The 24,638-nt window shown below is 42.6% G+C and carries 2 protein-coding genes; both read right to left on the bottom strand.

Features of this window, described 5'->3' with window-relative positions; translation table 11 throughout:
- Positions 1 to 12: 12 nt before the first annotated feature.
- Positions 13 to 8,643 carry a non-ribosomal peptide synthetase gene (locus FLL46_RS18845; protein WP_142932891.1) on the bottom strand — a complete coding sequence of 2,877 codons (8,631 nt, stop codon included), beginning with the start codon at positions 8,641 to 8,643 and terminating at the stop codon, positions 13 to 15.
- 10 nt (positions 8,644 to 8,653) lie between these two features.
- Positions 8,654 to 24,139 carry a non-ribosomal peptide synthetase/type I polyketide synthase gene (locus FLL46_RS18840; protein WP_142932890.1) on the bottom strand — a complete coding sequence of 5,162 codons (15,486 nt, stop codon included), beginning with the start codon at positions 24,137 to 24,139 and terminating at the stop codon, positions 8,654 to 8,656.
- Positions 24,140 to 24,638 lie beyond the last annotated feature (499 nt).

Here is a 24,638-nt window from a genome sequence, read left to right as displayed (position 1 = left end):
TAATGAGTTCTCTCAATCATGTCGCTCTTCAAGTTGTTTTTTATTTAAATCCACTGAATTGCGTCTTAGTTTATCGCCGATAATCTTGGTGAGTTCATGTACCATCGGCATATGCAACATTGATAAATGATCTCCCGAAACTGTTGCAACGGAAACTAATTGCTGAGTCAAATTTTGCCAGCCCAAATCGTCTCCCAGTTTTGATGAATCAAACTCTTCACTCGATTCTGCCTTGAGAATCAGTAACTCAGTCTTGCAAAGTTGAGCCGCAGGCGCGTATGCGATTCTTGACTGTTGGACATAGACCTGTAAGAAGCTTTCAACTTGAGACCGTTCCAGCCCAACATCACTGCTTGCAAAAATCTGATCGATTAGGGCCATCTGTTCAATATCAGGTAAACGGATAAATTCCTCATTACTGATTGCCAAATCATAGTTAGCAAACTCTGCCAAAACTTCAATGCCACGAAATTGCAACTCAGCGACTGAAAGTAACGATGCAGTCACTAATCCTCGACTCGGTGCCGGTGTGTCAAGCAGCGCGACGAGTTCTAACGACTCACCCAAAGCTTCAAGTTGACAAGCCATTTCATAAACAATAAAACTACCAAAAGAATGTCCCATGATTTGATAGGGACCTTCTGGTTGAATGCTTCGCATTGCGGCGATGTAGTGTTTCGCATAAGCTTCAATACTGTTTAATTCAATATGATTTTCAACGCCTGACAGTATCGGTGGTTGCAAACCATAAACACAAGTTGACTGCGCCAAAGACTGAACAAACGAGTAATAGCACAATGTGCTGCCACCGACACCGGCGACCACGAATAATGGCAGGTCACCTGTTGCCGTTTTCAAAGGAATGACGCTTGGGTTAGTCTGCCTGGTTTGGTTATTATCTTTATTGAGCATTGCGTGACTGTTGGTCTCGTTTTGACCTTCTTGCAGCATATCAATTGTCACCGCTAACTGACGAATGGTCGGCGATAGAAATAGAGCGTTGATTGAAAGCTCAACGGAAAATTCCAAATTTAACTTCTGTAAAAAGCGCAGTGCCAACAAGGAGTTCCCTGCGAGGTCGAAAAAATTATCATCGATTCCCATTTCGACATTTTTATTATTCGCTATCGACTGATATACAACTTTGATACGATGTTCTGTTGTTGTCGATGGCGGTGTAAGAAGCGAAGATCTTAAAGTTTTGAAGTGTAGCGCCTCAGGGTTTAGTATTGCGTTTTGCAGTTGCTCAACTTCAATTGCGCCTGAGTTTTTGTAGTCATCTTTGTTATCGCCTGCTTTTTCATAGCTATTTTTTTCATGGTTACTTTTTTCGTAATAATCGAGTAGCGCCTCAATGACTCGTTTAAAATTTTGCAAGAGAAGCTCGACTTGTTTTTTCTGCAGGCGACGACTGTCGTAAATTAACTCGACTGTAAGCGGCGCTTCAGACTGGATAAGCAAAGTCACTGGATAAGGCGTTTCGCCGCCGGGCACTTGATGAGAAATGACTTGCTCAAACCCAACGGTTTTCAGATCATCCAGTTCTTTATCGACGGGGTAATTCTCAAACACAATGATGTTATCAAATAAAGGTTTATCCTGATTTTGCTGAAGGGCTGTTTGTATTTCGCCGGCCGCAAGGTGTTGATGGGACGAACTCTCCAGCTCATCTTGTTGGCATCTGGCAACCACTTTCCAAAAATCTTCTTCGGGTTGAAAACTTAGACAAAGTGGAAGGGTGTTAACAAATAGACCGACCATTTGCTCAATGCCTTCAACCTCCGATGGGCGGCCGGAAACTGTTCGACCTAAAACCACCTGGTTGCGCTGACAATAACGTGTCAGCAATATAGCCCACAAACACAAAAATACTGAATTAGGGAGCACCTTCTGTTGTTTGATTAGCGCTTGTAGCGATGTAGATTGCTCTTCACTCAAAATAAAACTTTCACTTTCAATAGTCGTTAATTGAGTATCGTCCTTCTCCAAAGTATCTACATACACTGGCTCTGTTAGTCGAGCGTAGTCTTCACTATCGCTTAAATAATTTGACCAGAACTCCAAAGACTTGGTTTTATCTTGTCGTTGGAGCCACTGTAAATAGCGCTTAAATTTTTCAGGGGTATCTCTATGTTGTTTTGACGACGATTGGCCCTGATAAGCTCTCAACAGTTGAGCGGTCAGATTGGCATGAGACCAACCATCTAGCAAGACGTGGTTAACGGTCAGTATCAAGACGTTGCGCTGAGTGTCTAGCCTCAAGATATCTAATCTACAGCAGGGTTCTTTGGTCAGGTCAAAGCCTTCTTTCTGGATCGCATTCGCGCTGAGTCGAATTGCTTCAGCGTTTTGTTGGCTAACGGGTTTATCACGCCAGTCGTCAATAGTCAGTGATAAAGTTTTGTCTGCGCACAAAACGAAGTAGGGAACTTGCTCAATAAATTCTATCGTTGCAGTTAGTTGGGGATTATCCTTTTGAACCTGTTGCCAGGCATGGTCTAGTTTTTTGTGGTCTAACTCGCCGATGATTTCTAACACCATTTGTTCAATATAAGCTTGGCCACCGGAAGCCAGTGAACCAAATAATAGTCCTTGCTGGCTACTGGTGAGAGGCCAGATATCTTGTAATTGAAGGTGTTTCTCTTGCAAATAATTAACTTGGGTTTGATTGATGCTAACTAGATCAAAATCTGACGGTGTGTATTTTCTTTGTTTTACTTCAAGGCAATGCTCGATAATGCTGGTTAACTGCGCTAAGTAGTTTCGTGCAAGATTTTCCATAGCCAGTTTATCTAACTGACGCTGATCAAAACTGAAACTCACTTGAGCGCAGCCATTTTTTATCTCAATATTGACGTCCAGTAAGTGACTTGGCGGATTGCTTGAATCCGTATTATCTCCACAGGCGTCATCAGCTAAATCGATCAATGGTTTGTTGTCTGAAAGCTGACCAGACTCCACTTGCCCGAGATAGTTAAACGCAATTGTCGGTTCTTCGTGCGGCGCGAGAAAACGTCGTACTTTTTCGTTTTGGTGAAGGTATCTTAACGCGCCATAGCTTAAGCCTTTCGCGGGAATCTGCCGAATTTGTTCTTTGGTTGTTTTGATGAGTCTCTCAAACAAGAGGTTTTCAACGACATCTTCATTCGTATCCTGTGGTACCGGACCCAGCACAACAGGAAAGTGACAGGTAAACCAGCCGACAGTATTGGTGATATCTAATTGAGGGTCAAAATCATCTCGTCCATGTCCTTCAAGAGCGACACTGAACTTGGCGGCTCCCCATTCGTTTTTAACGCTCAACTGCAGCGCTGCCAGTAGCAAATGGACCACTTCAGTACCATAGGCGTGATGGCAGGAATTGATTAATGCGTCACTTAATGTTTGATCAAGCTTAACGGTAAAATCCTCTCGAAGTGAATCAAGTTTAGTTAAGTTCTGTACATTGTTTTTAATTGGGCAAGTTTTCTGCAGCTGGTTCATCTGCTGAATAGCCTGCTGCCAGTATTGCAGATCTGCGTTACGCTCAGGCGCGTTGGCATATTGCTGAAGACATTGCGCATAAAACTGATAGGATGATGTTTTCGGTTTCGGTAAAGCGACTTTTCTTGATAACTGTTGCGCTAATGCATGATTCAGATCTTCCAACAGGATCCGCCATGAGTAAGCGTCAACAACCAGGTGATGCGCAATCAAAGCCATTCTGTTGTTGTGATAAAAATTTGGCGTCTGGAAAAATACCATCTTAAATACTTCGGCATTGTTAATTTTCATGCGTGATTGATGTTGATTACAGATTTCATTAATCGCGAGTGAAACTTCCTGTTTTTGCGTTAAATGAGTCAAGTCAACAACAACTGGAGAATAGTGGTTGGTTTCGCGGTAACTTTGTTTGACAGACTGTGTTTTATCATCCCGCTCTTCGGTATCCAGTTTTAATTGTGTGTTGAATTGCAATCGAAGAGAATCGTGGCGAAAAATAATATCCTGCAAAGCCGCACTGATGTGATCAACTTTTAATGACTTTGCGGCATTTAGCATGACCGATTGATTCCAATGATTCTCCACCGGAAAATTTTGCTGAAAGAACCATTGTTGGATTGGCGTTAGCAATACGTTACCTTGTTGCAAACCTTGCTGAGTTTTAACCGGGCTAGTTTTTGCTTGACTAAGTTGCACCAGGTTAGCGGCCGTTTGTTGTTTAAACACATCGTTAACTCGGAAATTAATGCCTTTTTGTCTAGCTCGACTCACCAGTTGTATGGACAAGATTGAGTCACCGCCGAGTTCAAAAAACTTGTCTGTCACACCGACTTTTTCCCTTTGCAATAATTCGGCATACAATGCGACTAATATGGCTTCTTTTTTATTTCTTGGTGCCACGTAATTGTTATTATTTGTGATTAATTGCGTAACATTCTTGAGTAACTGATTCCTATCAATTTTTCCGTTTGGTGTCGTCGGAAATTTTTTCTCAAAATAAATTTTTGAAGGAACCATATACTCGGGTAGTAATTTTGCAAGCTCGTTTTTGAGAGCTTGCTCATTGTGTTGCTGGTCGCTTGAGATCACAAAACCAACCAATTGACGATGTTTCTGTTGATTGGTACTTGCCAGAACAACTGCGTCACTAACAGTACTCAAGCGGCGCAGGCTACTCTCAATTTCGCCCAATTCAATTCGATAACCCCGAATTTTCACCTGACTATCGAGACGTCCGATATAGTGAAGATTTCTCTGCTCGTCAAAGCGAGCCAGATCACCAGTTTTGTATAAACGCTGGTTGGTCCAAAAGGGAACAACAAAATTCCGTTCAGTTAGTTCATCATCGTTTAAGTAACCCCGCGCTAAACCAGCGCCCGCCATATAGAGATCACCAGGCATTCCTATCGGCACCGGATTTAGTTGTTGATCTAAAACAAAAGCATGATGATTATCGATGGCTTTACCAATCGGCGGTGCTAACAATTCTTGGTCATCACACTGGTAAATGGTAGAGCAAACAGTATTTTCTGTTGGTCCATAGGCGTTATATAAGTGTCGGTTTTGGCTCCATTGCTTAACCACAGTAAGTGGACAAGCTTCGCCGGCTGAAATCACTTTCGTTAAGTCCGGCATGCGAGCTGCTTCCATGACCTTTAGCATCACTGGTGGTAATGTTGCTGTGGAAATCTGTTGTTCAACGATAAATTGTTGTAATTTTTCTACATCGGTAACGGTAGAGCGACCGGGGATAACTAGCGTTGCTCCCGCGAACAGAGTCATCATCCATTCACTCACGGCAGCGTCAAAGGCGAACGGAGCGAACTGCAGTACTCGGTCTTGTGAGTTAATGTCAAAACTATCAATTTGAGCTTGTTGTAGATTGATACAAGACTGATGCTCGATCATAACGCCTTTCGGCAAACCTGTTGTCCCGGAAGTATAAATAACGTACGCCAGGTCTTTGGCAGAAAGTTGCTCTCGCAAGTTATGGGGCTGGAACTCTGCTATATCGGTCGCAGCAGTGAACAGGTCGAAGATATCAATATCAATCCCGTCAGTGAGTTTTACCAACGATCTATCACTGATTAATAACTTTGCATTGGAATGGATCAGTATATGCTGGATGCGTTCCACGGGGTAATCAGGATCAATCGGGATGTACGCAGCCCCCGTTTTTAACACCGCGATGGTTGAAACCATCATTTCAGTTGATTTGCGTAAACAGATTGCCACCAGGTCACCGTTACCAACTTCGCTTTCTTTTAATGCTCGAGCTAATTGGTTGGCCTGTTGGTTTAAATTCTGGTAACTAAGCGATAGAAAACCGTCAGTTTCGCGATCGATTAGTTTGGTTTTATTGTTAGCAAAAATCTTTTTATAGAATTCCGATTGACGGTAAGCTCTGCTGAAGTGAGCTAATTCAACGGTAAAACTAACGGAGTCGCCGATTGTTCTTTGTAGCTCACCACTAAGTACAAAAGTAGGGTTTAACTGGTTATCGCAAAGCGTGCGTTCAACGGTTGCTGAAATCGTGTCGCCAGCTTGCACCTTTACTTTTTCTTCAAAGGCTGGCACATAAACGGGTAGCCAACAATGTTCGTTAGCCAGCGCATCAATCCATTCGCCGGTGATGGTTTCTAAGTTAAGCCACAATAAAAAGCCGTCGATTTCACTATTTTTGTGAAATTCAAAAAAGATGTCATGTCGATATTCTTCCGGTGCATGAGCGGTAAAATCCAAATCTTCAAAAGGTTCGACGTTGGCAACCAGGTGTGCGTAAGAAATATTTTTAACGCAAAGCCTTAAGTCAAATCGATAACCGATATTATCAAATATTTTTTCTACATAGTTGGCGGAAGTCGCGGAAAAGCCAGGATTATCAAAAAAGTCCTGTGGTAGTGCAATCGGCGTTATTTTCGTGAGGCTGCGCGAGGGAATGACTGCGCCGGCTTCTTTTAGAAAACGCCGAGCATTATTTTGAATAACGGTACAACCTTCCGACCCGCCGATAGCCCCAACAATTTCTGAAAGAATGACATCGACTTTCTCCGGTAAGTCGACTTTTGTTGCATCGCCGTGAATTAAAGTAATCTTGTCTCCGAGATTATGTTTCTCGATAGTGTTTTTCGCTTTCAAATAAGTTTCTTCGAGAAGTTCTATGGCATAGACTCGTTTGGCACCAGCTTCAACTGCCAAACGACTTAGGATAACATCCGGACCAGTGCCAATTTCTAATACGACTTTACCCGGCACCTGTCGGTTAATCGCAACTTTATAACTTTGATTGCGAAGTTCGTCGTTCGTCATCGCAAAATAAAGCAGATCATCGTAGACAAAAAACTCTGAGATTGATGGCCACAGCTCTAATGGATTATGAGGTTGTGCGTGCAACGCGATAGCATCTGGCGTTTTTTCGACTTGTTGTTCGAACAGACTAACTAACGTTGTGTCGGGTATATCTCGTTGTGGCCCTTTACCGAGTGCCAGTAATTCTTTTCTTTGTGATTCGGTGCTCACGGGTAACTGACTAATCGCACTATCAAAATTTTTAACAACGGCATCTAGTAAACATAGGTAGCTTTCCGACATGTTGATAATTGTCGTTTCGCTAAATAAATCGCTGCAATATTCAAACTCTCCAGCGATTATGTTCCGAGTAGTTGAATTTTCCTGAGAAGCATCTTCGGTCGTGATTTCGGCGCTTTGGTGAATATGCAGTGTTAGATCAAATTTTGAAGTCGAAGAAGGTAAAGGTTCTGTGGTAATTTCCAGATTATCAAGCTGCAACTTTGCATCCGGCGTATTTTCCACTGTAAATGCGACCTGAAAAATTGGGCTGCGACTTGAGTCTCGCTTTTCATTTAGAGCTTCGACTAGTTTCTCAAAAGGCGCATCCTGAAATTCGTAATCATCGAGCGTTGATTGTTTTACTTCTTGCACTAACTCGGCGAAACTGGGGTTATGACTCAGGTCTTGTCGCAATACTAGTACGTTAACAAATAAACCGATTAATGGCTCAATGTCAGGATTGTTTCTGTTGGCTATCGCAGTACCCAGCACAATATCATTCTGGTTTGAATAACGCTGTATAAGAACGTAAAACGCACTTAACATGACCATAAACAAAGTCGCATCGAAGCGATCACAAATGGACCGAATGGAGGCGGATAAATCCTTGCTAAGCTCAAATTGGTAACTCGCGCCTCGGGTACTTTGCAGCGGCGGGCGGCTAAAGTTAGTCGGTAAATTCAAAGGTTCATAGTTGTGTAGCTTTTGTTTCCAGTAATTCAATTGTTGATCAAGCTTATCGCCGCGCATGCGTGCTTGTTGCCAACGGGCATAGTCGGCATACTGAATTTTTAAAGGAGAGAGTTCGGTAACGGTTTGCTCGCTATTTTTTCCGTGAGTTTGCCGGTGGCTATAAAGTCGGTACAAGGTCACAAACTCGCGAATGAGGATCCCCACTGACCATCCGTCTGCAATAATATGATGCAGGTTGATAAACAGCCAATGTTCGTCCGATGAACACTGGTACAAGTTAACTCTCAAAAGTTGATCTTTTGTTAAGTCGAAAGGGCGCTCTAATTCTTTTAATACAGCTTGTTTAATTTGTTGTTTAATTTGACTACTTAGCTCTGATACTCCGACTTCAGACTCAGTTGCTTCAACGGGTATCTTGCTGATAGAAAATGCGCTTTCCTCGTGAACAATTTGCTGTAATTCGCCGTCTCTTTCGATAAAGTTGGTGCGCAAAATTTCATGGCGACTGACCAATGTTTGAAACGCTCGCTCAATCCCATCAACATTTAGCTCACCTTGAAGTCGAAGCAATTCGGGCAGATGATAGCTTGAACCTTCCATTGACAAAGCATCGGCAAGCCATAGCCGTTGTTGTGCAAAAGAGGCAGGATGTTCTGTTTGTTTTAACCGAGTGATTAAATTGCTTTTTAATCGCCGCACCTGAGCTTTTATTTCGTTATCCAAGCTGCCGCTAGCGCCGCGTATTAACAATTTTTCTCCCTTGAGCGAGAGAGAAATTCCTCGTTCTTTCAGCTGTTGGATAAGGATATCAGCGGCCATTTCTGCTGACTCTTCCGTTCTCTCGGGTATTTCAACTATATTTTTTTCTTTACTTTTATCTGTCGGTACTTGCATCATCAGGTCCTGATTAGATCTCTTCTTCTTCCATTACAATGTCTGACGACTGATTGGTTTTAGCCAAATTCGCGCCATCTTTTGTCTGCTGTGATTCTTTAAGCGAAAAATCAACGATTGAATCTTCGTTGGAAACTTTATCAAGTTTGCCAATGTGTTTCGCCAGGCTTGCCGCATTTGGGTACTGAAATAAGGCTTTGACTTTTATGTCGACTTCTAATTGGCGGCGGATCTGAGAGATAGCTAGCGTCGCTAACAGGGAATGTCCGCCAAGATCAAAAAAGTTATCATAAATACCAATACGTCGTGCTGTGGTTTCATTTTGTTCTGAATTCGCTGAGCTGTGAAGATTGGTATCCTTCTCTGACAGTAAGACAGAGGTGAAAATATCAACTAGTTGCGACTCAATTGAATTACCAGGAGCCACATAGTCTTTCATCAATATTTCGTTAAATTGCTCGTTGAGCTCAAGTTTTTCTAGTGCTTTTTTGTCAACTTTTCCGCCTGTTGTAATTGGCACTTTATCGACATGGTGAATAATTGACGGCACCATGTAGTGGGGCAGTCGTTGCTGTAAAGTAAGTCGTAATTTTTCGATATCGACGTTGTTTTTATTATTATTTTTGATGTATTCGTTAGCTGAAAGGGTCGAAATAAATGCAACAAGAATTTTATTTTTTGCACCAGCCTCTGGATTCTCTCTGACGAGCACACAACTAGATTTAATTGATTGGTTGCGATTGATTTCTTTCTCTATCTCGGCGAGTTCGATTCTGAAACCTCGAATTTTTACTTGCTCGTCTAGTCGACCGATAAACTCAATATTACCGCTCTCCAGGTAACGAACATAGTCACCGGTGCGGTACATTTTATGTCGGCCGCCGTCGGGCAAGAAAGGATCATCGACAAAGACTTTTCTTGTAATGTTTTCGTTGCCAATGTAACCCAGCCCCACGCAATCGCCGCCAATATACAATTCACCGATCACGCCCGTTGGGACTGGTTGCTGTTCCTTATCCAAAATATAAGCTCTAACATTATCTATTGGTCGGCCTATCGGTAAAACTTTATCGAGACTCTTAGGAATGTCGTAAAAGACGACACCAATCGATGTTTCCGACGGCCCATAACAGTTGATCAGGCGAACATCCGGCTGAAGTTTTTGTATTCCTTTGATAACCGAAATGGAGAGGGCTTCGCCGCCGATTAACAATGCGCGTAAACTGGCCAGCTTCACATTATCCTTTTGAAAGTTGTTTAGATGTTGATATAAAGTCGCTAACACGCTCGGGGTAAAATCAGTCACTGTTACCTGTTTCTGTTGAATCAGATCAAGTAGCGCGTCAATGTCGAGGCTACCTTTATCCCAATCGGGCAATACGACTTGTCCGCCATTCACCAACGGCCAGAAATACTGCCAAACTGATGAATCAAAACAGTGGTGGGTTGTTTGTAATATCACGTCAATTTTTTGAAAACCGAAATAACGATCCATAAAACTGAGGCGATTAACAATACCACGATGAACATTAATTGCGCCCTTCGGCTGCCCGGTAGAACCTGAAGTATGAATAACGTAAATAGGCGCTGAAGCATCAATTTGGATTGGTGGGTTATCATCAAGCGGAACGATATTCTCAAAGGTTAAATTTAAACGGGCGTATTCTAACTTTTCCGGGGTGTGTAATTTGAGCCGTGAAGCACTTGAGTCACCTTGAATAATTGTTATTTTGGGCGCCATGTTATGGAGTGCGCTCTCTATACGATTTTGCGGCCATTCGATATCGATCGGTGCAAACACCGCACCGCATTTCATAATCGCAAGATAACATAAGGGCACTAACATTCCAGGTTCAGCGATAACGGGTATACGATCGCCTTTAGTTACCCCTTGCTCGCTAAGTTGCTTAGCCAATCCATTTGCCAGACAATTAAATTCTCGGTAAGTAAGCTGCTCGTTTCGATGAGTGAGCGCTACGCGATCAGGCGTCAATAAAACCTGTTCTTCAAATAACTGGTGCAGGCATTTTTCTCGCGGATAATTCACCGCAGTCTGGTTAAGGGTTTGCAATAAGTAATGTCGTTCAGCATCAGAAATTAATTGAATGTCGGCGAGTTTTTCGCTTAGACCATTAGACAGTTGAGTTAACGCTGATTGCAAATGAGAAAGTATTTGCTTAATTCGTTCGTCATTAAATAATGCTCGCTTATAAGTAATTTTTAACTGCAAACCTTCTTCTAATGCTGCTTCAAGGCTAATTGGAAAGTTCGTGTGTTCCGGCGTGGCGATATTAGTTACCGATAGTGTCGAATTGTCCTGATTGATGGCATCATTAATCGGATAATTTTCACAGACCAGTAGAATATTTAACAACACCTGGTCACCGGCCACTGAAGATTGACGCTGAATATCGGTCAGGCTGCTGTATTGATAATCAAGCATGCCTGACTGATTTTTTTGTAAATCTTTGAGCCACTGCAGACAGTTCATTTGCGAATCAAACTGAACTCGTAAGGGTAGCGTATTGATATATAGCCCTACGCGATCTTCTACTTGCGATAAACTTGCCGGACGGCCGCTACAGGTAACACCAAATACAATATCTTGCTGTTGACTATAAAGTTGAATAACCAGAGACCAGGCTGCTTGAATAAGTGTATTTTGCGTCAGATGATGCTTTTTCGCGAAGCTATCAATCTGCTGGTATAAACTCGCTTCAAGTTTTATTGACTCTTCCCCCATAGCGGTTGATTCTATATCTATTTCTTGTCGGCTATCGTGTAATTGAGTCGGCGTTTCAAATCCTGCCAGGTAATCGCCCCAAAAACGATTCGCCTGTTCTTTATCGTAATTTTGTAAGAATGCGATGTAATCGGCGAAATTATCTACCTTACTCAAACTTGATTGCGGTTTTGCTAAAGCCTTACCTTTTAATTGGTAATCATAAGCGTGTAAAAATTCTTCTAAGGCGTTCGCTAATGACCATCCATCCATAATCGCGTGATGGAATGTCCATACAAAACCAAAGTGCGACTCTGCCATTTTATAAAGTTTAAAGCGCATCAAAGGCATCGTTTCAGGCGTCAAACCTTGTCGACGTTCTTTTGCAATTTCCACTTTAAAATGTGCTAAAGGATCGTTTTGAGAGGAAATATCAATGACTTCTAATGGCGTTGTAAATTGGCTATGCACTCGTTGTAGCGGTTGTTGTAATCCTTCAAACAAAAATGCCGTTCGAAAAATCGAGTGCCGAGCAATGACTTGTTGCCACGCGTTCTCGAATGCACGAACATTGATATCACTGTTGAACTCACAATGTAACTGATCAATGTATGCCTGGCTGCCCGACTCGTTAATACTGTGGTAAAACATACCAGCCTGCAGTGAACTGAGCGGATACAGATTCTCTATCTCTTGCGGTTGTTCATTCGTAATAATCAGAGTTTCGATTTCGCGCTGGCTAACCTTCGCCAACGGAAAGTCGGAAGGGGTGTAGTGGGCCTTAACAGCATTGACGCAGTGTCTGGTTATTGTTTTGAGATCGCGAATAAAGTTTTCCGCCAGATCGTCGATCGTCTGCGACCGGTAAGAAGAACCCGCGTAAGCTATCTTAATGGCAAGTTGTTGGTTAACAATGATGACGTCGATTTCTAATTCGTTAGTGCGGCGATTTTCTGGTGCGCGCGTTTGCCCCATGCTTTCATTAACAATGCTTAAGCCTAGTGTGACGTCCTCAATATTCATATTATCTGTTTGACCAAGGTAATTAAACTCGATCAAATTGTCATAACCCAAAGAGTCGCGCACTTTTTTATCTTCGTGCAGATACCGCAGAGGACTATAACTGAAACCGCCCTGGGGAACCTGGCGAACATTTTCTTTAGTGTTCTGAATTAGCCTTTTTAGCACATGTGCTTCGCCATCGCTCTCTGTTTTTCCTTTTTGCGTCTGTTTTTTGTAATCCTCGCAGGAAAGATAAACAGGGTACACTGAAGTAAACCAACCGATGGTATGTGACAGATCCATTCCGCCAGTAAAAGGATCTCGTCCGTGGCCTTCTAACGAAATCTTAAACTGGTGGTTGCCGGTCCACCGGTGCAATGTGATGCTCAAGGCGGAAAGGAGTAATTCATTAATTTCTGTGCGATAAGTTGAATTAGCATTTTCTAATAGCAGCTTGGTGGTAGCCGCATCGAGTTTTGCCTGGGCGAATTGAAGGCTACTTTCATAAGCCGTGGCGTTGGTAAAATCTCTCGGCAGAGGCGGGCTAAACTTTGCAGCGACACTCTGCCAATAGGCAAGGTCCTGTTGACAATCGTTACTCTTGACGTAACTTTGAATTCGCTGACAATACTCGCTAAAGGCCACCGTTTTATTTTGTAATACTACTGTGCGTTGCTGGCGTAAATCTTGAATTGCTCTTTGTAAATCGTCTAATACAATCCGCCAACTCACCCCATCAATCACCAGATGATTGATTGTGATAAAGAGCCGATCCTGACCGTATTGGGTTGGCATTCTGACTAATGCTGCTTTTACCAGCTGTCCGCTTTCTATGTTCAGTTGACAATTTAATGGATCGCAATGTTGATTGATAAAATCATTAATAGCGTCGTCGCTTTTTAACTGAGTTGCATCAAATTCGAGCACTCCAACGGAGACTTTATTTTGATTAATCGATTGTTGGAAACGACCTGGTGCAATCTGCTCAAATCGCGTTTTCAGTGCGCCGTGATGATTAACCAGCGCATCAAGGGCCTGTTGTAAGTGACTAAGCTGAATGTCTCTTTGGCAGGTCAAAAGTAGTGCCTGATTCCAGTGGTTCAGATTTTCCAATTGCTGTTCATAGCACCAGGCTTGAATTGGATTAGGCGGTATTGAACCGCTAGTAGCAATCTTTGTCTGATCGGAATTATCGCTAACGTCCGAGAGTCTTTGAGCGAGTTCGTGTATTGTTTGAAAAGCAAAAATATCAGAAGCTTTACAGGCCAGACCGTGTTGACGTAATCGACTGACCATCTGAATCGCAGTAATTGAATCGCCGCCCAGTTCAAAGAAATTTTCGTGGATACCAATGGATTCCCGAGTAAATAGATCACTATAAACGGCGGCTAAAACTTTCTCGTTATCTGTGCTTGCCTTCGCCTCTGGCGAGGTTTGCTTTGCTTTGTCCGAGAGTTCAACCTCCATGGCAAGTAAGGCTTTTTTATCGAGTTTACCATTGCTGTTATGAGGCATTTTATCAAGCTGAACGATGGCCGCAGGGAGCATATAATCCGGTAGTGTTTGTCTTAACTGTTCGACAACTTCGCTATAACTAACAGTTGTTTTTTGAATATGCGATGCTTGCTCTTTTGACTGCTGATCGCTTGATTTCTGATGATCTGATTGTTGCCCGCAAACAACGTAAGCAATCAATTGCATATTCCCTTTTGGATTCGCTTTTGCGAGAACCACGCATTGATCAATTGTCGCTATCTTTCCAAGATGAAATTCCACTTCGCCGAGTTCGACTCGATGACCGCGAATCTTTACCTGGTCATCCAGCCGTCCCAAAAACTCGATAACCCCGTCTTCCTGGAAGCGGGCAAAGTCGCCGGTTCGGTATACTCTGGCTGGGTCTATTGTCGTTTTTGATTGACTGCTGGTAACAAAAGGATCCTGAATAAACTTTTGCCGAGTCAACTCAGCCTGATTCAAGTAACCTTTGGCAAGGCTATCACCGCCAATTAATAATTCACCGACTACGCCAACCGGTTGCGGCTGTAAGTAGTTATCCACGATATAAAGTCGTACATTGTTCATCGGTATTCCGATGGGAACAATAGACTTTTCGTCAATTGAATCGAGTCTCAAATCATTGGCTTCAAAATAAGAACTGTCAATAGTTGCCTCGGTCACACCATAAGTATTTATCACTTTAGTGTGCGGTAAGACGACAGATTTAACGCGTTTAAGATCTTTGATATACCAGGTGTCCGAGCCGACAATTAGTGTCCTGAAGCTGTCCAGAGCGTGACTCTCACCGGATAAATTTTCCAGGTGCTGTAAATAATCACAAAGAGAAAGAATGATTGCCGGAACAAACTCGGCACAAGTTACCCGATGTTGTTGAATTGTCTGAAAGAGCTGCTCTGCATTGAGAATCGTTTCTTTGTCGACCATCACCATCTTAGCGCCAGCGCCTAACGCACGAATAAAGTCGCCGGTAAAAACATCAAACGAAAAAGCTGCCATTTGCAAGTGAACAGCATCTTTCACTTGATCCAGACTAAAACAATCTTCCCAGGCATAATAACGGCTCACCAGGTTTTTATGTTCGATTAATACACCTTTTGGATTGCCCGTTGAACCCGAGGTATAAATTAAATACGCCAGATCGGTACCACTTAATGCAACCGTCGGCTTTCGAGTCGAATATTGCTTTAGTGCGTCTCGTGATTTATCCAGACAAATAGTGTTAGCAGGCTGATTAATGTTTGCCTGTTGAAGATTAGACTGCAATAGACTTTGAGTAATCAGGCATTTCGCCTGTGCGTCTTCCAACAAATACTCGACTCTTTCTGCACTTAATGAGCCATCAATTGGAAGATAGGCGGCTCCGCATTTTAATACCGAGAGTACGCTTTGTATTTGCTCAACAGACTTGTCGAGATAAACAGCCACAATGTCACCACGATTAACACCTTGTTCTAACAATAAATGAGCCAACTGATTTACACGGTGGTTGAGCGACTGGTAAGTTAGTGCTTCGTCTTTAAAAACAACCGCCGGTTTATTTCCCCGACGTTTAACTTGCCTTTCGAATAGTTCAATAAATGTTGTCGCTGACGGATTCGTTTGATTCGTCTGATTCCAGTCAGAGATTATGAGTGATTTTTGTTGTTGAGTTAAAAGGGATAGTTCCCGACAAAGCAAATCAGGCTGTGAGGCTGTCGTATCGAGTAGAGTAATAAAATGCTCGATAAATCGAGCGATGGTACTTTCTTTAAACCGATCACTTCGATATTCACATTCTAAAGTTAACTCACTAGTATTTTGTTTTATGTCGCCTTCCAGGGAATTATCATCGCTTTGGTGAAATGCTTCAATAAAATTAAAGGAGATATCAAAATCGACATAACTGACTTCTTTATCATAATAACTTGTCTCCAAGTCATAGAAGCGGGGCGCTTGTTTCACGCTGTCGAGGTTAAAGACGCAGCCAATAAGTGGATTTTCTCGAAGATCTTGATTATGTTGCAACTGTTTCAGAAGTTTGGCGTAAGGGTAATCTTGATTTTCGTATGCGTGTAGCAAATTATTCCGTGTTGCGCTGATAAAATGATTTACACTATCTTGTTCTTCTAATGTACTGAGCACCGGCAACAAGTGTGTGCAGTAGCCAATCAGGTGGTTAATACTGGTATCGTTTTTGTCAGCGATGCCGCGCCCTGAAACCGGAAATCCTATGACTAGTTGCCGCTGTCCACTTAGCTTATGTAACCATAGTGCATAAAGTGAAAATAGCGCCATAAACAAGGTACATTGATGCTGCCTGGCAAGTTGTTTGGCTTGATCGACAATCGCCTCTGGTAGCGTTAATGAATAGCAATTTCCGAGGTAAGATTTTTTAGTCGCATGATAATCGTAAGGTAAGTTCAAGACCGGAAGCTCACCTGAAAATTGCGACAACCAGTATTTTTCCTGAGCGGTTTTTTTCGCAGAAACGTCATAGTTTTTGTGTAAGTTAACATATTCATCGATCGCCATGGCAGGCGGCAAACTTGCTTTAGTTTGTTGGCAGTTGGCTGAATACAACTCGGTAAGTTCTTGTAGCAAGATATTCAGCGATAATCCGTCGGAAACAATATGGTGAGTTCGCAAATGAAGTAAGTATTGGTTTGAGTCAAGTCGAATCAATAACAATCTCACTAATAAGTCTTGGGTCAGATCAAAAGGTCGATTGTTTTCACTATCAATCAAACTCTCAATGCATTGTGACCGATTTTCTATCGGTTCATTGGAAAAATCTAACTCTGTTATTTCCAGGTCATCCGGGGTAGCTTGGTAGTATTGTGATTCACCATTGTCACTAAAACACACACGAAAGGCGGGGTGACGATCAATGAGCGATCGGTAAGCCAACTTAAGCGCTGGTTTTTGCAGGTTTCCAGTGAGCTCCATCGTCAAACTCACATGGTAAGCAAGCCCCGCCTGTTCATCGATGTTATCTATCGCCCACAACTGTTGTTGCGCTTCTAGCATTGGAAATTCCTTGCCAACGGAAAGCGCAGTTTGGGTCATGTTTTCAACTTCGGAATTCTTATGTGCGAGCTGGTTGTTTTCATTTCGATCATGAGAAAGTTGCGCTTGTTCGACAGCAAAAAAGCCATCGTTAATTAGCGCTGTAACGCTTTCAACGATAATGTTATAAATTTTGTCGATGTCTGAATCGGTATGAGCGGTAGATAAAAAGCAATTTCTTCCTTCCCAGATATATAATCCTCGATTAAGAAAATTGTAAAAGAGCACATCAAGATTGCCACTAAAAACAAAGCGAAATAGAGAGCCATAGTGAACTAATTCAATCGGCACTTGTTGCTGTTGAAAGAAGCTGTTGACTCGATTGACAAAATTAAACGACTTTCGGTTGAGGTCGCCGTACATCTTTTGGCCCCGCTTTTTTATTTCGTTTAAAACGGCGTGAGCTGCTGCCATCGTCAGTGGATGTTTACAGAAAGTACCGGCAAAAAAAGTGGTCGAACTTTGCGGGAAAGAGTCGTCGCCGTATTGCCAGCAACCACCATCAATTTGATCCATCAACTCACCACGGCCGGCAAGCACGCCGATGGGCATTCCTCCGCCGACAATCTTGCCATAAGTGGCCATATCCGCTTCGACACCAAACCATTCCTGCGCACCACCCGGTAAAATTCTGAATCCGGTAATCATTTCATCGAAAATTAATACAATGTTGTGGTCGGTTGTAATTTGCCGAAGCTGCGTTAGGAATTCAGCAGGCTGCAAATCTGGATGTCTGCTTTGAACTGGCTCGACTAAAACCGCGGCAACTTCGCCGCCAAGGCTCGCGATCGTTTCTAGTGCTTCGTCACTGCCGTATTCCAATAAGACAACGTTTTCTATCGCCCCTTGATTTACGCCGGGTGCTAGTGGAACGGACTCCTTAGAATCAAAACCGGCTTCGGCCAGAGTACCATCATAATGGCCGTGATAAGATCCTTTGAACTGAACGACTGTTTTTCTATTGGTGGAAGCTCTGGCAATTCTTAGTGCCGTCATCACCGCTTCGGTGCCTGAATTGCAAAATGTGACACGGGACATACCGGTTAATTCACAAAGTAATCTGGCTACTTCGCCGGACAAACGAGTTTGCAAACCCAATTGCATCGTTTTATTAAGTTGGTTGCTAATCGCGTTGGTAACAAACTCTGGTTGATGGCCAAAAAGATTGACGCCAAATCCCATGGTGATATCAATATATTCGTTTCCGTCGATATCCCATGTTTTAGCGCCTTTTGCTTGATCGCCGTAAATAGGATAGAGCATTTCTTTGGTCGATAATCGAAACCCTGCCGAGGCTCTACCATCGGCGCAAACTGCGCGATACTCTTGACATAATTGCTTAGAGCCTGCAGTTTTTTTTGTGTATTGCTCGGTCAGTGTATCAAGATGGCGTTGTTGTGCTGGTTGCAAGCTGGTCTTAACTATGGGCGCTATTTTCCAGGGGGGGAGGGTCGCCGTTTGCTGGCTCTCGCTTCTCACGTTTAGCTGGCTGTCATCTGGCGTGTTTGCTTTAGCCTCGGCAGTCGCGGTTTGCGAGTTTTTACTCGGTTGTAAGCTGGTGATGTCGCTTTGAGCTTTTGCGAATCGCCCGGCAGCTTCGGAAATTTGATGCAAGTTAGTTTTGTCGGCAGTGGTCGCCATTGCCGTGAGAGATTGCTCTGCAGTGCAGTCGCGAAGGTAGTTTAATTGTTGTGCGGTAACATCAACTAATGCCGTTTGTGCGAACTCAGAACTAACCTGAGTAGCATACTGTAGTTGCGCATTCATAATTTGTGGAATTCCCGCGATCACTGCTTCTGCCATCTCGTGATTCATTGATGGAAATGGCTTATTCTTCGGCAACACTTGGTCGCTTTCTTCACGTGGTAATTCCGAAGAGAGAGATTGCGTTGTCGAATTCTCCTGATTTTGATTTAAACTAGAAGCAGGTAAAATACTGACATTGCTGTTCTCGACAATGTAAGTGGCTAGCTTATTGAGCGTCGCCAACTCCTGAAAAAATTGCGGTACGCTAAATGTTAACTCGTATTTCGTTTCGACCTGACGCGCAAACTCTACAATAATGAGTGAATCTGCGCCAATTTCGATTAATGGTGAGTTAATGTCCACCTGATTGGCTGTAGAGCCCAGGCTTTTGGCAAGATATTCTTTTAATGTTTTTAAAACTGTATTTGTGGCCATTGAACTTGCTTCCTGGTTGGACAATGTCTTCACTGTAGTTTCTCGGGTTACATCATTCGGCAAATCGATGCTAGCTGTGTCTTGTTCAGAATGCACTGGACTTGAAGGGGAAGCACCATTAGCGCTGGTATTAAAGGGTTGAGCAATGGGCGAGTGTTCGTTGTCTGATTTTGTAAGCGTCAAATTGCTGCTGGATAAATCCTCTTTAATCCAGAAGTGTTGGCGTTGAAAATAATGGGGTAGAATCTCTGTTCGCTCGCAATTAAACGGCTGAAAAATGTTCTGCCATTTGAGATCAAAGCCTTGCACAAAAAGGGAGCCCAGGCTTCGTAAAATATTTGATAAATCGTTCGAGCCAGGCCGTAGGGAAGGTAACCATTTTGTTGGTTGGTTTGTCACACATTGAGCCCCCATACTCGACAGATTAGGGGTCGGTCCAATTTCAAGAAACAAGTGACATGAGTTTTCAATAAGTGTTTTGATGCTATCAAAAAATTGCACCGGTGAGCGAATATGTTGCAACCAATAATGACTGTTTGCGACCTCACTATTGTTGATTTTTGAGGTAAGGTTATCTACAAATTTAATTTTAGGGGGGTGGAAATCGAGCGTGTTCAACACGCTTTCCATCTCGGGTAACATAGGGTTCATTAAAGGAGAATGAAAAGCGTGCGAAACATTTAGTTCGCGAGAAATAATGGCATTTTTCTCTAGCGCTTGTTGAATGGTATCGATAGTTTCTCTCACGCCTGAGATCACGACACTCGTCGGTCCATTAACCGCAGCGATTGTGACTTCGTTTGAGTAATCTCGAATAAAATTGGCCACAGTTTCCTGTTTCGCCAAAATGCTGAGCATTTTACCGGGGACCATTTGTTGCATTAAACGACTTCGCGCAGTTATAAATTTAAGGCCATCCTCCAAACTGAGTATTCCGGCAATGGTCGCCGCGACGATTTCACCAGCACTATGGCCCATGACATAGCTTGGCTTAACTCCCCAGGAAAACCAGAGTTGCGTTAGCGAATATTCTAATGCGAATAGGGCTGGTTGAGTAAATTGGGTCTGGTGAATCTGAGCATTTTGCTTATCGACTTTATCGGTAGAATAAATAATTTTTAGCAGAGAATCACCGGTGATGGATTTGAATATTTCGTCGCAGCGTTTCATTGCGTCTCGAAATACCGGGTAAACATCGAATAACGCTTTGCCCATATCTGGATACTGAGATCCCTGTCCAGTATAGATAAACGCGACGTCATGATTGTCGGGCTTAATCTCACCACTCACGATTTCACCAATGACGCTCTCGGCACTAACATGAGAGTCGTGTTCTAACAATTGCACTAAATCTTTTTTATTTTCGAAGGAAATGGCTGCACGATGTTTAAATTCAGGACGTGTAATAGCAGCCGTATAACAGATATGCTTTAGGTCTTGTTCTGTTTGCCCTTTGATAAATTCCCTGTAGCGAGTTACTAACTGACTGAGTGCGATATCCGAGTGGGCTGATAATACGAGCAGGTGAGGGAGGGCGTTTGACAGAACAATAGGCTTGTCAACATTTGTTGTCTCTTCGCCGGGCGCTTGCTCAAGAATAATATGAGCATTCGTACCACCAAAACCGAAAGAGCTGACTGCTGCATAGCGGGCACTATCATTGGTCCACTTTTCAGTTGTGTTGGGGATACGGATCTTAATCGAATCCCAATCTATGTGAGGGTTGGGATTATTAAAATGTAGTTGTTTGGTCAGAGTTTGGTTAGCGAGACACAATATTGTTTTGATTAGTCCTGCGATTCCAGCAGCTGCTTCGAGGTGCCCTATGTTAGCTTTGACTGAACCAACCAGTAGTTTTTTCTGACGATTGTTTGCCTGACCGTAAATTGCATCAAGTGCACGTAACTCGATTGGATCACCTAGTTCTGTACCGGTGCCGTGAGCTTCGACATAACTGACGGAATCAGCTGTCACTTTCGCATCCGCCAGAGCTTCTTTGATAACCGCTTGTTGCGCTAAACCATTGGGTGCATTTAGCCCGTTACTGCGACCATCTTGATAGACCGCGCCGCCAGAAACAACGGCTAGAATTTTATCTCGATTTTGCCGAGCATCTGATAAACATTTTAATACAACGACACCACATCCTTCACCGCGAACGTAGCCGTCTGCACTCGCGTCAAACACCTTGCAATGACCATCAGCTGCGAGCATGTTGGCATTGTCCAATGACTCTGTCAGCTCTGAAAGTAAATTGAGTTGGACGCCGCCTACCAACGCTAAGTCGCAATCGCCTTTGCGTAGACTTTGCACCGCAAGATCGAATGCCACTAAAGAACTAGAGCAAGCGGTGTCAACGGCAATACTTGGACCTCTAAAGTCGTAAAAATACGATAAACGATTGGCGGCAATACTGAGTGAGTTGCCAGAAGCAAAGTAGGGGCTTTTTTGTGCTTGCTCACTCAGACAAATATCACGATAGTCACTGGCACTAATGCCGATAAAAACGCCGGTTTTCGATCCTGAAAGTTGTTTAGGTTGGTAGCCGGCGGCTAAGAGTGCTTCAAAACTTTGCTCTAACAATATTCGTTGTTGCGGATCGATTAACTTCGCTTCTTTCGGCGATATCGAGAATAAATTGGCATCAAATTGTGAAATATCTTGCAGATAACCGCCACGATATTTTTTATTTAGAAAGTTGAGCCTTTCTCCTGGCGGTTCGGTAATGGCATTATCTGAGCGTTTCAGCAACGCCCAAAATTCATCGGCGTTTTCTGCTTGAGGAAAGCGACAGGATAGCCCAATTATAGCCATTTTTCTGCGTCCATCATTGTCGTCTAACTGACTCGTATCAGGCATCTGATGGCTTTCTACTAGCGCACTACATAGTTGATTAATCGTTGGGTAGTCGTAAATGTGGGTTGGTGGCACGTCGATATCAAATGTCTGAGAAAACTCTCCTGTTATACCGATAGCTGATCGTGAGTCCAAGCCCAGTGCAGAAAACTCTTCATCGCAACTTATCGCTGCAGGGGAAGCTCCGGTTAGCTCGGCTACGCGTTTTACCAACCAATTTTTTGCCGTTTCAAGAAATTTGTCGGAATGTTTTTTAGAGGTTGATTCTTTTTGCGTATTAACTATTGTGTTGGTGTTATCGATTAACTTGACTTCCGAATCCTGTAATTCTTTTCCTGACCGTTTAATCACCTTAGAATAATTATCAATATCCATTTGATAAATCTCATCGAATTGACCATCAAGGTAAGCTTTTTTGTTTGCTTGCCTCTGAATTTTTCCGCTGGAAGTTTTTAGCAAACGATTCGGTTTAATCAGAACAATGTCATAAAGGAGAATACCGCACTCTTGTGAAATATTTTTTTTAATAGTTTGAGCTAGCTTGGCGTGATTCGTTTTTCTAATATAGGTACGTTTAATTTCTTGTACCAATATTAGTCGCTCTTCATTTTCTATCTGAATGGTAAAGGCAGCGGCGCCATTTTTCACACAAGCACTTTCTCTAGCTGGGATTGCTTCAATATCCTGCGGATAATAATTGCGTCCACGAATGATGAGAATATCTTTACATCGGCCACTAACATAGAGTTCGTCGTTTTTGACGAAACCGAGATCACCAGTTCTCAAATAGGGCCCGTCATTAGTATCAAGGATAAACGCCTGAAAATTCTCTTCGCTTGCCTCTACATTATTCCAGTAACCGTCAGCAACGCTTTTTCCCTTAAACCAAATTTCACCCACTTCAGAATCTGCGCAACGGCACTTAGTATTGGGGTTAACAATGGCCACATGATGGTTTGCCCAGCTTTTACCAGTGGAAACCACTGCGTAGGTTGAGTTCTTACTATTTACTTCACTCGCTATACCTTGTTCTAGTTTTTTTGTGTCCAGATAAAGTACTTGAGGGTTTTCATCTATCTTGACGGTGGTTCCAATTAAAGTCATCTCTGCCATGCCGTAACAAGGGAAGAAAGAAACCCTGTCAAAACCGTATTGTTTAAATCGATGCACAAAATTATCTAAGGTTTTTGCCGAAACAGTTTCTGCGCCGTTAAAGGCTAACTTCCAACTGCTCAGCTCAATATTTTTCAAATCGTCTTCTTTCGCTGTATCGACACAAAGGTCGTAAGCAAAATTGGGACCCCCACTAGTACTCGCTCCAAATCGGCTGATCGCTTGCAACCAGCGTATCGGCTTTTGTGAAAAATATGCTGGGCTCATTAAGTGCATCAAGAAACCAGCATAAACAGGTTGTACTACACCATAAAATAGACCCATGTCATGAAAATGGGGCAACCAACTCACACCAACAGAAGTGCTGTCATGTTGCAAAGCTTGTTGCATTATCATCTGATTGTTCATGATATTTTGATGCAGAACTACAACACCTTTAGGGTTTCCGGTTGAACCAGAAGTATATTGCAACATTGCGATATCTTTGCCGCTAACGCTTGGCAATTCAGTGTCAGATAGATCGTTATTTGGTAGATTAGTTTCCGGCGCTAAAAGAACATCGCTCTGCAACCAGGGTAAATCAGCTAATTGTGAATCGCCGACAAACCAGTCGCGTCCATAGGCGAAAATGCTGCTTTCGGACAGAATTGCTTTTGCGTTTGCATCTAGAATAATCTTTTTTAAACGCGTTAAGTTCTGATTCTTTCGTGGTGCGTAAGTCGGAACAGCAACAATACCAGCATAAAGACATCCGTAAAAAGCGAGTACAAAGGCTTCTCCGGGAGGAAAGAGCAATAACAAGCGATCGCCTCGTTGATACTGTCGCAATAATCTTCGCGCGATTCGTGTCGCTTTGCGATGAAGGGTTTCAAAAGTTAAGGTAGTTGGTTTCTTTTCACCCTCACTTATAAAGTTAAAAACTTGTACATTGCTTTCTAGCTCGGCACGCTGACTGAGTATCTCGGTTATACAGCTAAAATTTTCGTATTGGCTATCAAGCTTATCTTTATTGAGTGCGTTATTTCTAATTTTTTTTCGAGCACAACTAGTTAATGTTTCCATAAAAGAAAACCCTTTTCTTGTTATTTATCTACGCTTGGAAAAACTTCGATATGAGATTTGATGATGCTGAATTTTTTTATTATCAGATCTATTTTGTTTATTCTCAGATCAAGTGACCCCTGTCTACGAATCCAAGCTATCCTTGTTCTTTCTCACCTTATCTCCACCTTGCTTTGTTAATATTTTAATTGCGCGCAAACTCTAAACTAACTCTTTGGCAGAGAGTTTAGGTTGGCCTAAATCTATAGTTGAGTTTGGGTAGTGGCGACTATTTTTTTGAAGTATCGAACTTTTGCAATTTACTCTCCTTTTATGTGATTTTAAATTTAAAACTCTAATTGAGTTTTATTATCTTAAAATGACCGTTCCAGTTTTTTTTCTCTTTAGATTGCTATTTGCTTTTATTGTGACTTTTATTTGTATCGCAACATGTAATGTTTGATGTCGCACTTTTTTTTGTTTTGTGAGATAGGTGAACTATACAGGCATTAAATAAAAA

Source organism: Aliikangiella coralliicola (assembly GCF_007004725.1).
Lineage (GTDB): Bacteria > Pseudomonadota > Gammaproteobacteria > Enterobacterales > Kangiellaceae > Aliikangiella > Aliikangiella coralliicola.
Note: the sequence above shows the minus strand (reverse complement) of the source record. Positions and strands in the feature narration are given on the sequence as shown.